Annotated in this window: 14 protein-coding genes; 10 read left to right on the forward strand and 4 right to left on the reverse strand. The window is 61.1% G+C overall.

Translation table 11 applies throughout. The annotated features are described in order from the left end of the window. Positions 1-201 precede the first annotated feature (201 nt). The 7 genes from ASE04_RS11775 (at position 202) to ASE04_RS11805 (ending at position 7,127) form a co-directional block, all read left to right on the forward strand. Positions 202-1,227, forward strand: a complete 1,026-nt coding sequence (locus ASE04_RS11775) for a sugar ABC transporter substrate-binding protein (RefSeq protein WP_056817013.1) — start codon at positions 202-204, stop codon at positions 1,225-1,227. A 150-nt stretch (positions 1,228-1,377) separates the two neighbouring features. Next, entirely contained in the window at positions 1,378-2,442 is a 1,065-nt protein-coding gene (locus ASE04_RS11780; RefSeq protein WP_056817016.1) for an ABC transporter permease, read from the forward strand. A gap of 1 nt (position 2,443) precedes the next feature. Further along, positions 2,444-3,226 (forward strand): ATP-binding cassette domain-containing protein, encoded by a 783-nt coding sequence (locus ASE04_RS11785; protein ID WP_056817020.1) that lies wholly within the window; start codon positions 2,444-2,446, stop codon positions 3,224-3,226. Then, positions 3,223-3,849, forward strand: a complete 627-nt coding sequence (locus tag ASE04_RS11790) for a nucleoside triphosphate hydrolase (RefSeq protein ID WP_056817023.1) — start codon at positions 3,223-3,225, stop codon at positions 3,847-3,849. The genes ASE04_RS11785 and ASE04_RS11790 overlap by 4 nt, the downstream gene beginning before the upstream one ends. Positions 3,850-3,996: 147 nt before the next feature. Then, on the forward strand, positions 3,997-5,037 hold the full coding sequence (gene pyrC, locus ASE04_RS11795) for a dihydroorotase (RefSeq protein ID WP_056817026.1): 1,041 nt from the start codon (positions 3,997-3,999) through the stop codon (positions 5,035-5,037). A gap of 185 nt (positions 5,038-5,222) precedes the next feature. Beyond that, a complete protein-coding gene (locus ASE04_RS11800) occupies positions 5,223-6,401 on the forward strand; it encodes a GGDEF domain-containing protein (RefSeq protein WP_056817028.1) in 1,179 nt (392 codons plus the stop codon). A gap of 189 nt (positions 6,402-6,590) precedes the next feature. Beyond that, on the forward strand, positions 6,591-7,127 hold the full coding sequence (locus ASE04_RS11805) for a glyoxalase superfamily protein (protein WP_056817031.1): 537 nt from the start codon (positions 6,591-6,593) through the stop codon (positions 7,125-7,127). A 35-nt stretch (positions 7,128-7,162) separates the two neighbouring features. On the opposite strand, the gene ASE04_RS11810 is transcribed toward ASE04_RS11805, so the two are convergent. Next, on the reverse strand, positions 7,163-7,645 hold the full coding sequence (locus ASE04_RS11810) for an anthrone oxygenase family protein (protein ID WP_056817035.1): 483 nt from the start codon (positions 7,643-7,645) through the stop codon (positions 7,163-7,165). Positions 7,646-7,738: 93 nt separating this feature from the next. On the opposite strand from ASE04_RS11810, the gene ASE04_RS11815 reads away from it, so the two are divergent. Beyond that, positions 7,739-8,389, forward strand: coding sequence for a TetR/AcrR family transcriptional regulator (locus tag ASE04_RS11815; RefSeq protein ID WP_056817038.1), 651 nt, complete (start codon positions 7,739-7,741; stop codon positions 8,387-8,389). Here the strand turns inward: ASE04_RS11815 and ASE04_RS11820 are convergent. Further along, positions 8,386-9,288, reverse strand: a complete 903-nt coding sequence (locus ASE04_RS11820) for a GGDEF domain-containing protein (RefSeq protein ID WP_056817043.1) — start codon at positions 9,286-9,288, stop codon at positions 8,386-8,388. The two genes, ASE04_RS11815 and ASE04_RS11820, sit on opposite strands and share 4 nt — an antisense overlap. A 275-nt stretch (positions 9,289-9,563) precedes the next feature. Further along, positions 9,564-10,835 carry an MgtC/SapB family protein gene (locus ASE04_RS11825; RefSeq protein ID WP_056817047.1) on the reverse strand — a complete coding sequence of 424 codons (1,272 nt, stop codon included), beginning with the start codon at positions 10,833-10,835 and terminating at the stop codon, positions 9,564-9,566. Between the two features lie 208 nt (positions 10,836-11,043). On the opposite strand from ASE04_RS11825, the gene ASE04_RS11830 reads away from it, so the two are divergent. Then, a complete protein-coding gene (locus tag ASE04_RS11830) occupies positions 11,044-11,733 on the forward strand; it encodes an orotate phosphoribosyltransferase (RefSeq protein ID WP_056817050.1) in 690 nt (229 codons plus the stop codon). Positions 11,734-11,824: 91 nt separating this feature from the next. Continuing rightward, the gene (locus ASE04_RS11835; RefSeq protein ID WP_056817052.1) at positions 11,825-12,751 is read left to right on the forward strand and encodes a carbohydrate kinase family protein; all 927 of its coding nucleotides are present in this window, start codon (positions 11,825-11,827) and stop codon (positions 12,749-12,751) included. Between the two features lie 8 nt (positions 12,752-12,759). Here ASE04_RS11835 and ASE04_RS11840 read toward each other — a convergent pair whose 3' ends face one another. After that, positions 12,760-13,560, reverse strand: coding sequence for an alpha/beta fold hydrolase (locus ASE04_RS11840; protein WP_056817055.1), 801 nt, complete (start codon positions 13,558-13,560; stop codon positions 12,760-12,762). Positions 13,561-13,569: the final 9 nt, after the last annotated feature.

Below are 13,569 nucleotides of genomic sequence, written 5' to 3' on the forward strand. Positions count from 1 at the left end.
TTTTCTCCAAACATGCCACACGGAATTAATAATTCAATTGGATTTATTTATTGACAAGGCGTTTTCTTTCGATCTTAATTGCCCTCGTCAAAGGGCACGGAACGGTCTGGAGGAGGCCGTCGGCGAGACTGCAGGCGTTCTCGTGCTCGTTTAAATCCGGCACCGCCAGGGGGTGGGTCGGCAAATCTCTGGGAGGAGTAAATGAAGAAATCAGTGCTTTCAGCCGCGCTCGGCGCGCTTGCCCTCGGCGTCGCATTCTCGGCGCCGGCAATGGCCGCGGATGTATCCGCCTGCCTCATCACCAAGACCGACACCAATCCCTTCTTCGTCAAGATGAAGGAAGGCGCGACGGCAAAGGCCAAGGAACTCGGCGTAACGCTGAAGTCCTATGCCGGCAAGATCGATGGTGACAGCGAAAGCCAGGTGGCTGCGATCGAAAGCTGCATCGCCGATGGCGCCAAGGGTATCCTGATCACCGCCTCCGACACCAAGGGCATCGTTCCCTCGGTCAAGAAGGCGCGTGACGCCGGTGTCCTCGTCATCGCTCTCGACACTCCGCTCGATCCGGCCGACTCCGCCGATGCGACCTTCGCCACCGACAACCTGCTCGCCGGCAAGCTGATCGGCCAGTGGGCGAAGGAAACCATGGGCGACAAGGCCAAGGACGCAAAGGTTGGCTTCCTCGACCTGACGCCGTCGCAGCCGACCGTCGACGTTCTGCGTGACCAGGGCTTCATGATGGGCTTCGGCATTGATCCGAAGGATCCGAACAAGATCGGCGACGAAGACGACGCTCGCATCGTCGGCCACGACGTCACCAACGGCAACGAAGAGGGCGGCCGCAAGGCTATGGAAAACCTTCTCCAGAAGGATCCGAGCATCAACGTCATCCACACGATCAACGAACCGGCCGCAGTTGGCGCTTATCAGGCGCTGAAGGCTGTCGGCATGGAAAAGAACGTCCTGATCGTTTCGGTTGACGGCGGTTGCCCGGGCGTCAAGTCCGTCGCTGACGGCGTGATCGGCGCCACCTCGCAGCAGTATCCGCTGATGATGGCGTCGCTCGGCATCGAAGCGATCAAGAAGTTCGCCGACAGCGGCGAAAAGCCGAAGCCGACCGAAGGCAAGTCCTTCTTCGACACCGGCGTTTCGCTGGTCACCGACAAGCCGGTGTCAGGCGTGAAGTCGATCGACACGAAGGAAGGCACTGCCAAGTGCTGGGGCTAAATCCCGCAATTTGAACTTGCTGCCGGCCGAGGATCGTTCCTCGGCCGGTTTCGACCGACCAGCCACTGTCTCAGAAACCGGCGCGCAAAGACCGACACGACATGAGCAGGGCTTCCGCGCGCGGTTTGGCGCGAAAGCGGAGGAGGAAAAATGACCGGAGCACAGGAATTCGAACAGACGCTTGAGAGCAGCGACAAGAGTGTCGCGTCATTCGATCACCAGGGCGTACCATTGGTGAAGCGCGCTCAACACTTCCTGCACTCGACGCCGGCGGCCGTGCCGCTGATCGTGCTGGTGCTGTCAATCATCATCTTTGGCGTCGCGATCGGCGGACGTTTCTTCTCGTCCTACACGCTGACGCTCATTCTTCAGCAGATCGCCATCGTCGGTATCCTCGGCGCGGCCCAGACGCTCGTCATCCTGACGGCCGGCATCGATCTGTCGATCGGTGTCATCATGGTCATCTCGGCGGTGATCATGGGCAACTGTGCGATCACCTACGGCATTCCGACGCCGATCGCCGTGCTCGCCGGACTGGTGGTCGGCGGCCTCTGCGGATTGCTGAACGGTTTTCTGGTGGCAATCATGAGGCTGCCGCCGTTCATCGTAACGCTCGGCACATGGAACATCGTCATGGCGACGAATTTCATCTACTCAGCCAACGAGACGATCCGCGATACCGATGTCGACGCGCAGGCGCCCCTGCTGCATTTCTTCGCGATCAGCTTCCGGTTCGGAAGTGCCGTGCTGACGCTTGGCGTCATCGCCATGGTGCTGCTCGTGCTTCTCCTTTGGTACATTCTCAATCACACGGCCTGGGGCCGGCATGTCTACGCGGTCGGCGACGACTCCGAGGCCGCCAAGCTCTCCGGTATCCAGACGAAAAGCGTTCTGATGACGGTCTATACGGTTTCCGGCGTCATCGCTGCCTTCGCCGCCTGGGTTTCCATCGGCCGCAACGGTTCGATCTCGCCGTCTTCGGCGGTCACGGACTACAATCTTCAGGCCATCACCGCGACGGTGATCGGCGGTATCTCGCTCTTCGGTGGTCGCGGCTCGATCCTCGGCACGCTGTTCGGCGCGATGATCGTCGGCGTCGTCTCCATGGGCCTCAATATGCTCGGCGCCGATCCCCAGTGGAAGGTGTTGCTCACCGGCGTGCTCATCATCGCCGCAGTCGCAATCGACCAATGGATCAGAAAGGTGTCGGTGTAATATGGCAAACGAACCCCTTCTTTCGGCTCGCGGGCTCGTCAAACGCTACGGACGCGTCACCGCCCTCGACCATGCCGATTTCGATCTCTATCCCGGCGAGATCCTCGCCGTGATCGGCGACAACGGTGCCGGCAAATCGTCGCTCATCAAGGCGATCTCAGGCGCGATCAGTCCCGATGAGGGCGAGATCACGCTGGAGGGCAAGACCGTCAACTTCAAGTCGCCGATGGAAGCGCGCGAAGCCGGCATCGAAACGGTGTACCAGAACCTCGCCCTGTCGCCTGCTCTCTCGATCGCCGACAATATGTTCCTCGGCCGCGAGATCAGACGGCCGGGCATCCTCGGCAGCTTTTTTCGCATGCTCGATCGCCCGGCAATGGAAAAACGGGCACGAAACAAGCTCTCCGAGCTCGGCCTGATGACCATCCAGAACATCAACCAGGCAGTCGAAACGCTGTCGGGTGGCCAGCGCCAGGGCGTGGCGGTGGCGCGTGCCGCAGCCTTCGGATCGAAGGTCGTCATCATGGACGAACCGACGGCGGCCCTCGGCGTCAAGGAAAGCCGTAAGGTGCTGGAATTGATACTGGATGTCCGCTCGCGCGGCTTGCCGATCGTCCTCATCTCGCACAATATGCCGCATGTGTTCGAGGTTGCCGACCGTATCCACATCCACAGGCTCGGTCGTCGCCTCACGGTCATCAACCCGAAGGAATACACGATGTCCGATGCGGTCGCTTTCATGACCGGTGCCAAGGCAGTTCCGACCGAACCGGTTGCTGCATGAGTGTGACGGTCGATGAAATCGCCGGCGACGTCATCCACCGCGCCGGCGATGCAAAACGGTTCCTGATTGCCATCGCCGGGCCTCCCGGCGCTGGCAAGTCCACGATGGCCGACAACGTCGCTCACGCCCTCAAATCGAGGGGTGAAACGGCCGAAGTGCTGCCGATGGATGGCTTCCACATGGACAATGCCATCCTCATCGAACGCGGCCTCCTGGCGCGCAAGGGCATACCGGAGACCTTCGATGTGCGCGGGTTTCTCGACATCATCCGCGCGGTGCGCCCCGCCGATCAGGAAGTGCTCATTCCTGTCTTCGACCGCTCCCGTGAACTCGCCATCGCCTCGGCGCGCGTCGTCTCGCCGGAGCATCGCTTCATCATCGTCGAGGGCAACTATCTGCTGTTCAGCCTGGGCAAGTGGGCCGAGCTCGAGGGCATCTTCGATTATTCAGTCATGCTCGCTCCGCCGATCGAGGTGCTCGAGGAGCGGCTGTGGGCGCGCTGGCGCGGCTACCAGCTCAGCGAAGAGCAGGCGAGCGCCAAGGTCTACGGCAACGACCTGCCGAACGGGCGCCTCATCCTCGAAAACCGCCGCCGCGCCGACGTGACGCTCGAGATGGCCTGAGTTTCCAAGGCTTCGGCATTGGTAAGCGCGCTCTACGGTATCGCGGGCCGGTCGCCTGAGCGGCAGCCAAAGTGTTTGCCATCGAGCGCGTCGGGGTGATAATGCGCAGGGCGAACGTCTACAGCCTTGTCCGCGGAGTTTCAGCCCATGCAATCGATCACCATCCGTCGCCCCGATGACTGGCATCTGCACCTGCGCGATGGCGCCATGCTGGAAGGCGTGATCGGCGATACGAGCCGCGATTTCGCCCGCGCGATCATCATGCCGAACCTTGTGCCGCCGGTTGTGACCACGGCCGATGCCCAAGCCTATCGCGGCCGTATCATGGCGGCGCTGCCGAAGGGCGACAGCTTCCAGCCGCTGATGACGCTTTACCTGACGGAGCATACGAACCCGGATGACGTCGAAGCGGGAAAGAAGAGCGGCCTGATCACGGCCGTCAAGCTTTACCCGGCCGGTGCGACGACCAATTCTCACGGCGGCGTCCGCGATATCGAGAAGGCGATGCCGGTGCTGGAACGCATGGCCAAGGTCGGCCTCCCGCTCTGCGTCCACGGCGAGGTCACCACGCCTGACGTCGATATCTTCGATCGCGAGGCGGTCTTCATCGAAACCGTCCTCGATCCGCTGCGCAAGCGGCTGCCAGAGCTGAAGGTGACGATGGAACACGTCACCACGAAGGACGGCATCGACTACATCAAGTCCTCGAACGGCAATCTCGCAGGCTCGATCACGACGCACCATCTGATCATCAATCGCAACGCCATCCTGGTTGGCGGCATTCGACCACATTACTATTGCCTGCCGGTCGCCAAGCGCGAGAACCATCGCCTCGCGCTCCGCGCCGCGGCAACGAGCGGCGATCCGCGTTTCTTCCTCGGCACCGACTCGGCACCGCACGTCGATCCGCTCAAGGAATGCGCTTGTGGTTGCGCCGGCATCTATACCTCGATCAACACGATGAGCTGCCTTGCGCATGTCTTCGAGCAGGATGGCGCGCTCGATAAGCTCGAGGCGTTTGCGTCGCTGAACGGTCCGGCCTGGTACGGCCTTCCCGTCAACGAGGAGACAGTAACGCTGGTGAAGCGGGATGCTCCCGTCAACTTCCCCGCAAAAGTCGAAACCGGCGCGGGACCCGTTACCGTCTTCGACCCAATGTTCCCGCTTCATTGGGATGTTCAGCGCTAGACTTTTTCTGGTCTCACGTGATTTTTACTGCCGTTCTTCTATGAGAACGGCACGTGAGTGCTATGGGCACGGCAGTACTGATTTAATTGCATGATTTTTTAACGAAAAAAGTAAGACATTCGTCATAGCGGACCCTTAGGCTCCGCACGAATGAGGGGCGCGGCGATTGCTGCGATTTTTAGAGCATGACGCTTGATTATAATTCCCTATTGATGGCGCTCGCCGTTTCGACGACGTGCCTTGCCGTGACGCTGCTCGGGAGCTGGTTTGCCCGCCGTGCCGAAACATTCCTCCTGACCGGAACGCTTGGCCTTACGCTGATCGTCAGCGGTATCGTCGTCTATGGCCTGTACGTCGATGATCCGGCGATAGCCTTTGCCGTTGCCTCGTTCGTGCTTTTCCACGCGGGTTTCGCCGCACTTTGGGGAGCTGGTCGCCAGTTTCTCACCGGCGCCTTGCCGCGTGGCGCCACCGTCGCCTGCGCACTCGCGGCAATGCTTGTTTCGATACCGCCGATGCTGGTTGGCTATGACGGGCTCGGGTTCATCGCCGAGAACATCGCGATCGCCGCCATGCTGTTCGGCACCGCCCATCACTATTGGCGCGCGCGCGCCGAGGCGCCGGCTCCGCTGATGGGAATAACCGCGCTCTATTGCCTCACGGCGACGTCCTTCGTCATGTGCGCCGGCGTTCTGATCGCCGATGGCAAAATGGTTCTTGGCACTGCTCCAAGCAACTGGGCGGAAGATTTCAGCATTGCTATCTCCATCGCCAGCATGACGGGCATCGGTGCCCTGTCGCTGGCGCTGCATCAGTGGCGTCTTGCCGCCCGCCACCGTCTGGACGCGATCACGGATCCGCTGACCGGCCTTCTGAACCGGCGAGCGCTTTTCGATCGTCACGGACATGGCACGATGGGGGCAACAACTGCCGTCCTGATTTTCGACCTCGATCACTTCAAGTCGATCAACGACACCTTCGGCCACGCCGGCGGCGATCGCGTCCTGAAAGTCTTCGCAGCCGAGCTTGCCGCCAATTGCAGAGCCGGCGACATCGCCGCCCGTCTTGGTGGCGAGGAGTTTGCGCTGGTGCTGACCGAAACGATGCCTGGCCGCGCCGAGCTGGTCGCCGAACGCATCCGCAAGGCTTTCGCCAAGCGTGACATCTATCTCGACGACGAAACGCTGAACTGCACCGTCAGCGTCGGCGTCGCGCCGGGCCGCTCCACGCCTGTCGATTTCGATGCCATGTTGAGCGCGGCCGACAAGGCGCTCTATGCTGCCAAGAGGGCAGGGCGAAACAGGATCGAGCTTGCCAGCCACCTGCATGCCGTGCCGGCTGGCGCCGTTCGCACCGGCTCTTGATCGGACGGATATCCTCACCTAATGTTGGCGCTGGCCGGATGCGGCCTGCCGCCCCGCGGCGCGAAAGCGCTATGGTGAATGCATCCAGATACATCCTTCACATCCCTTGCCGTTTGGCGATTGATGGCGAACGGGTCAGCAGACGCGGGCACTGATCATCCTGTTTGCCGCCAACGGAAGGAATGAACCATGCGCGATTTTCGCGACGCCAAGCTCATGGCGAAAGCACTGCGGCAGGCACTGGCCGCCCGCGATGTAGATCTCACACACAGCGAAACCCTGGGGATCGTTGCCCGGCAGTTCGGCTTCGATCAATGGAATATCCTATCGGCCAAGCTCGATGAGCAGGAAACGGTGAAACCCGCGGTGGCCATCGAGCCGCCGATCCCGATCTTCCGCATCTTCGACGTCGATAAGGCGAAGGAGTTCTATTGCGGCTTCCTCGGCTTCGCGCTCGACTGGGAGCATCGCTTCGGCGACCACTTCCCGCTTTATTGCCAGGTGTCGAGAAGCGGTATGATCCTGCATCTCAGCGAGCATTCCGGCGATGCCAGTCCCGGCGCCCGCGCCTTCGTACCGGTCAACGGCGTGCGCGCCTTCCAGGCCGAACTCGCGGCCAAGCAATACCGCTATATGAAGCCGGGCCTGCAGGAGGCACCCTGGGGCCTCGAAATGGAAGTCGTCGATCCCTTCAACAACCGACTGACTTTCTGCGAGCGCAGCTAGGTCTGCCAGGCGGGAGACATGTTTTCCCGCCGTCATCAGCCAAGCATCAACGCTCGAACAAAAGCGATCGAAGCCAGCAGTGAGGCGATCGTCCTGACATGGTTCCACCATGTCCAGTCTTTCAGATAGCTCGTCCATAGCGCCGTCGCTTCCGCGCCGTTGCCGCTGACTTTTGCTAGCGCGTCATTCATCGGCACGTTGAAGACGATGGTCGAGATGAAGGACGCGAAGATGTAGAGAGCTGCGCCTGCCAGCATCCAGAGGCTGGCGCCGCCGCGCCAGTTGAAGAAAGCCAAAGCAGCGATCGCGAGACACAGCACCAGCGTTGTCAGAAACAGCAGCATGAACGGCGAGCGGACGATGGTGACGTTGATGGAATTCATCGCAGCGATCCCCTGTTCCGTCGGGATGCGCGCGAAGGCGGTCATGATGAATGTCGAGAAGGCGAAGAAGATGCCGGCCACGAGGCCGCTGCCGATCGCCGCGGCGACAAGGGCGATGACGAGAACGATGGCCATCTGAATATTCCTCCACAAATAAGAGAAATTCTCTCATTTGCTAAATGCGATAATCTCTCTTATTTTCTGCGTCAAGCGAAAATGGAGATCAGGATGGCCGAAGAGGGTGGCGTCAGGCGCAGAAGGCAGCCGGAGCCGACAGGTCAGCCGCGCCGGATTCCGAAGCAGCAGCGCGGGCGGGAGCGGTTCGAAAAGATCCTTTCGGTGGCGCTTTCCCTGATCGAGAAAAACGGCAGCGATGCGCTGAAGATGAGCGAGATCGTTGAAAAGGCCGAACTCTCGTTCGGCGCACTTTACCAGTATTTTCCGGACAAGAGCTCGATCATTCGAACGCTTGCCGAACGCTTCAACGAGCAGGGCCGCGTATGTGTCGAGGCTGAGCTTGCTGGGGTGACTGACGCGGCGACGCTGCGGCAGGCGCTCTGCAATATCGCCGATCAGTACTATGACTTCTTCCGGCAGGAGCCGGTCATGCGCGATATTTGGGTTGCGACCCAGGCAGACCGGCTACTGCAGGAGGTAGATGCCGAGGATATGGAGTTTCACGCCCAGGCGTTGTTGACAGTGCTCGTGCGGCTGGAGCCGGAGCGGAGCAAGAGCGAACTTCTCGCCATTGCCAGGCTGACCATGCAGCTCATGGCCGCCGCCGTCCGCTACGCCATCTCATTGGAGGATGCTGAAGGGCGCTCGGCGATTGCGCTTTATAAGCGGATGCTGCCCGCCAACATCACGCGGCTGGCTTAGGCTCGGATGCGCCGATCTCTGATCGAGGGCGCAACCTCGGCGTGAACCCGGTTGCGGCCGGCATTCTTCGCGGCATAAAGCTTGCGGTCGGCCTCGGTCAGCATGGTCTTCAGCGTCTCGCTGTTCGGATCCCCGTGGTAGACGCCGAAGCTCGCGGTAATGCGTCCCTTCGGCAAGGCCCCGACGGTCTTTGCCTCCAGCTGCGTACGCAGGCGATCGGCGATGGCGGTTGCCGCGTCGACATCGGTGCGTGGCAGCACGAGGCAGAATTCCTCGCCACCGATGCGCGCGGCGATATCGTAGGGGCGCAGGCAATGCTGGATCGTTGCACCCGTCATCATCAGCACTTGATCGCCAACGTCGTGGCCGAACTGGTCGTTGATCTGCTTGAAATGGTCGAGGTCGAAGACGACGACGGATAGCGACGTGCGTTCACGCTGCGCCCTGTTGATCTCCAGGGACGCGATCTCCTTCAGCCAGCGGCGGTTGCCGAGGCCGGTCAGGACATCGGTCGTCGCCTGTCGGCGCAACTGCGAAAGCGTCGCATCGAGTTCGCCAATCAGGACGGAAATGCCATTGGTGACAACGCCGATCTCATCCTTGCGCGAGCTATGGACCGCTTGAACGGCTCCGGTCGAGCGATAGGCTTCGACGACGTTGGCGACTTGATGCAGCGGCTTGATCAGCCGCCATACGGACGCGAGGCAGAAGGCCGTGCCGGCAAGCGTGGCGGCGAGCACGAGCAATAGAACAGGCAGGGCTTCGCTGCGGAAGCCGGTAACCAGATAGACGACCAGCGCCAGCAACGGCACATGGGTCGATAGGAAGCAGATTGAAAAGATCTTGAAGGTCAGTGACGCGCTGAATTTTTCGCGGATATCGGACAGGCTCAGGTTCATTCCGGATTTCCTCTCATGTCTCCTCGGAGCGGGAAAATGCCGCCGGAGTTCCGACTGGATTCCTAAGGAAATCATTAGAATTTGAGTGATCCGGCGCCCGTCCACAGGGCTCGCGCAGGCAAGTATCCGGAAGCAAAGCAGTTTTGCGAAGTATCTGAAATTCAATAGGTATTGCACTTTATTGCATAGTGATATTCGTTTATATCGCAAAAGTTATCGCAGCACGCGGCGAACTCGCCTTTGGCGCGATTTTCCGGCGCCGGTAATGATTTGCTTCAGGCTTCCAGGAAGCCGCGCATGGTGAAGTAGCCGATCGCCCCAAGGATGACGGCGACGGCCGAAGCGATGCCAAGCGACACCGCATATTCCCGGCGCCCGGCTGTAAACGCGAGCGCGACCTTCGCTACCATGTTGACCGTAACGGCGATCAGGATGACATCGGCAGCCGTTTTTACCGCGATCGTCGAGCCGACGAGGCGGGCCGTTGAAAGTGTGATGGCATCGACGTCGACTAGGCCTGAAATCGCAGCCACGACAAAGAGCGCCGATGGTCCGACATACTCGATCGCGACTTTCGACACGAGGCTGATCAGGCCGAGCAGCAGCGCGAAGGAAACGACTGTTTGCAGTTCGAACGGGTTCTTGAGCCCGATGTCAGGCGCCTGCGTCACCGACTTGGAGCGCCAGACCGAAAAGAAACTGGTGGCGAGGAAGCCGATGATCGCAGGGATGAGGGCGGTGGAAAGCGGCGCGAACATGCTGAAAGACAGCGCACTGGCAATGACGAGGACACGCGCGAAGGAAAGAGCGCCGGCAACCGCTGCGCCGGCAGCCAACTGCTGCGCGCCCTGCGGCGCTTCGGTGGAGTAGCGAGCGAACGACAGCGTCAACGCCGTGGAGGAGACAAGCCCGCCCGCAGCGCCCGCCAGCAAGATGCCGCGATTGGTGCCCATCAGGCGGATCGCCACATATCCGGCGAAGGAAAGTGCTGCGATCGTGATGGTCAGCAGCCAGAGCGAATAGGGATTGAGCGCCCCCCAAGGGTCGAGTGGCTTGTCCGGCAACAACGGCAGAGCAATGACCGTCATCGCAAGCAGCATCAGTGCTGACCGGAGTTCCACCCAGGTCAGCCCCTCCAGGAAGCCATGCAGGCTCGTGCGCGCCGCAAGCACGACCGTTATCGCAACAGCGCCGGCGCCCGCCGTGACGAGGTCGCCGACGGCGGCGAGTACGCCAAGCGCGAACACGGCGAGGGCGGCAACGATCGAGGTGATGCCGTAGTCCTTGTCCTCGATCGCCTCCTGCCATTTGCCGGCGATGTAGACGATGCCGAGAAGGGCTGCGATCGTTGCCGGCAGGAACGGTCCGGTCAGCGGTTGCAACGTGCCGACGACGCCGCCGAGAAAGCCGGTGAGGCCGAAGGTGCGAATGCCGGCGGTTCGTCCGCCGGCGCGCACCTCGCGCTCCGTCCAGCCGCGCTCGACGCCGACGAGCAGACCAATGGCAAGCGCAACGCCGAGACGGCGGAAGACTTCGATATGTTCCATGCCAGGCACGATATCGCCGCCGCGCCGCTAAGCAAGCGCAAACATCTGAAACCATTGGCGCATTCGGATCGCGCGGGCGCAAAAGCAGACAACGGAATGATCGCGCGGCATTCGCAGGCGATGTTTCTGCGGGTGGAAGTGCGGCTCGTTCTGGAAAACCGGCGCGCTTGCTGCTATTGGCCCATAAATTTGGCCAAAGGAGAGAGCGATGATCCAGACGACATTCACCGACCGTGCCGTAATGGCGGAACTCGTGGCGAAGATGCTCTGGGAGATCAAGGCGGTGCACTTCAATGCCGCACAGCCTTACAAGTTCGCCTCCGGCATGGCGAGCCCGGTCTATATCGATTGCCGCAAGCTGCTCTCCTTCCCGCGCGTCCGTTCGACCGTGATGGATTTTGCCGCGAGCGTCGTGCTGCGCGAAGCCGGTTTCGAGCAGTTCGATTGCATTGCCGGTGGCGAGACCGCGGGCATTCCCTTCGCAGCCCTGCTCGCCGATCGCCTCAGCCTGCCGATGATCTATGTCCGCAAGCAGCCGAAGGGCCACGGCCGCAACGCGCAGATCGAAGGCAACATGCCTGAGGGTTCGCGCGTCCTCGTCATCGAGGACCTGACGACGGCCGGCGGCAGCATGTTCAAGTTCATCGATGCCGTCAGGTCTGCCGGCGGTGTCGTCGATCACGGTATCGCGCTGTTCTACTACGGCATTTTCGATGAAGGCGCGCTGCGCTTTGCCGATGGCAAGGTGAAGCTGCACTACATCGCGACTTGGCGCGATGTGCTGGCTGTTGCCAGGGCGCAGAAGCTGTTCGACGAGAAGACACTGAGCGAAGTCGAGGCCTTCCTCGATGCGCCGCTCGCCTGGTCGGGACGCAACGGCGGCATTTCATCACTTTGAATGAAGAATTACGTCGCGGCGCTTTGCTTTTGCCACGAAATTATCTAATCGATTTGAACATCGATGGATCGCAATGCCTTGGGAGGCCGGAATGATTTTGTGCTGTGGCGAAGCGCTGATTGACATGTTGCCGCGGGAGACGACGCTCGGCGAAAAGGGCTTTGCTCCTTACGCCGGCGGTGCGATCTTCAATACGGCAATTGCTCTCGGACGCCTCAACATTCCGACCGCCTTCTTCACCGGCCTTGCCGATGACATGATGGGCGAAATCCTGCGCGATACGCTGAAGGCGAGCAACGTCGATTTCAGCCTGTGCGCGATCACACCGCGTCCGTCGACGGTCGCCTTCGTCAAGCTCGTCAATGGCCAGGCGACCTATGCCTTCTATGACGAGGGCACAGCCGGTCGCATGATCACAATCGACGATCTGCCCGCGCTCGGCGACGATTGCGAAGCGCTGCATTTCGGCGCGATTAGCCTGATCCCCAGCCCCTGCGGCGAAACCTATGAGGCGCTGCTCGATCGCGAAGCCGACAAGCGGGTGATCTCGCTCGATCCAAACATCCGCCCCGGCTTCATCAAGGACAAGAACGCGCACATGGCGCGCATCAAGCGCATGGCCTCCAAGTCCGATATTCTGAAGTTCTCGGATGAGGATCTGGAGTGGTTCGGCCTCGAGGGCAGCCATGACGATCTCGCGGCCTACTGGCTGAAGCAGGGCGCCAAGCTCGTCGTCATCACCAAGGGTGCCGAAGGCGCGTCGGGCTACACCAGCGAACGCAAGGTCACCGTGCCGAGCGAGCGCGTCACCGTCGTCGACACCGTCGGCGCGGGCGACACTTTCGATGCCGGCGTGCTTGCCTCGCTGAAGGTCGATGATCTCCTGACCAAGGAAAAGGTCGCCTCGCTCAGCGAAAAGGCGTTGCAGAACGCCCTCTCGCTCGGCGCCAAGGCCGCCGCCGTCACCGTCTCGCGCGCCGGCGCCAATCCCCCTTGGGCGAAGGAAATCGGCCTCTGAGAGGAGGCTTATAGCCGATCGAGAAAGGCGAGCACTTCACGATTGAAGTGCTCTGGCCGCTGCAGCGGTGCGAAATGGCTGACCTCGGGAAGCAGGATCAGTTCGGCATCGGGAATGCTGCGTGCCAGATAATCGGCGTGCTCGCGCTTGATGAACTCGTCGTTCTCCCCGAGTACGACCGCGACCGGCACCTTTATGCCTTCGAGGTCGGCTGCCGTATAGTTCGGCTCGCTCGCCATCATTTTCGACACGTCGCCAACGAAACTCTCAAAGGCATCGGGCGTGGCTGAAAGTGCCTGATAGTCTTTCCGATGGCGGCTGAAGCAGCGATCGATCACTGGTGTCGGCTTGAATTCAAGCGTGCCGCTCGGATCCATGTTGCAGGCGAAGAAGAACACGCCGGAAGCCCGCTCCGGCTGCTTGTCGGCCAGGATCAGTGCGGTACAGGCACCGTCACTCCAGCCGACAAGTGCGGCCTTTGCAAGCTCCAGCCGATCCATGACCGCAAGCACATCGTCTGCCATTTGGGTATAATGATACGGACGCTCATCGCGCGTGCTGCGACCGTGGCCGCGACTATCGATGACGACAACCTGCCGGCCGGCTGCGACGAGTGCCGGCACCTGATAACCCCAGTTTCCGGCATTACCGAGTCCGCCATGCAGCAGGATTACTGCCGGGCCCGAACCGTAGGTCGCATACCAGATGCGCGCGCCGTCATTCTCCACGAAGCCTTCACGTGCCGCCTCGGGCAGAGGAGCGGCCCCAATCGCTTCGAATGCCACCAGTTCATCGTCCGTCTCGTTCATGCCTCGCTC

Source organism: Rhizobium sp. Root708 (assembly GCF_001429725.1).
GTDB lineage: Bacteria > Pseudomonadota > Alphaproteobacteria > Rhizobiales > Rhizobiaceae > Rhizobium.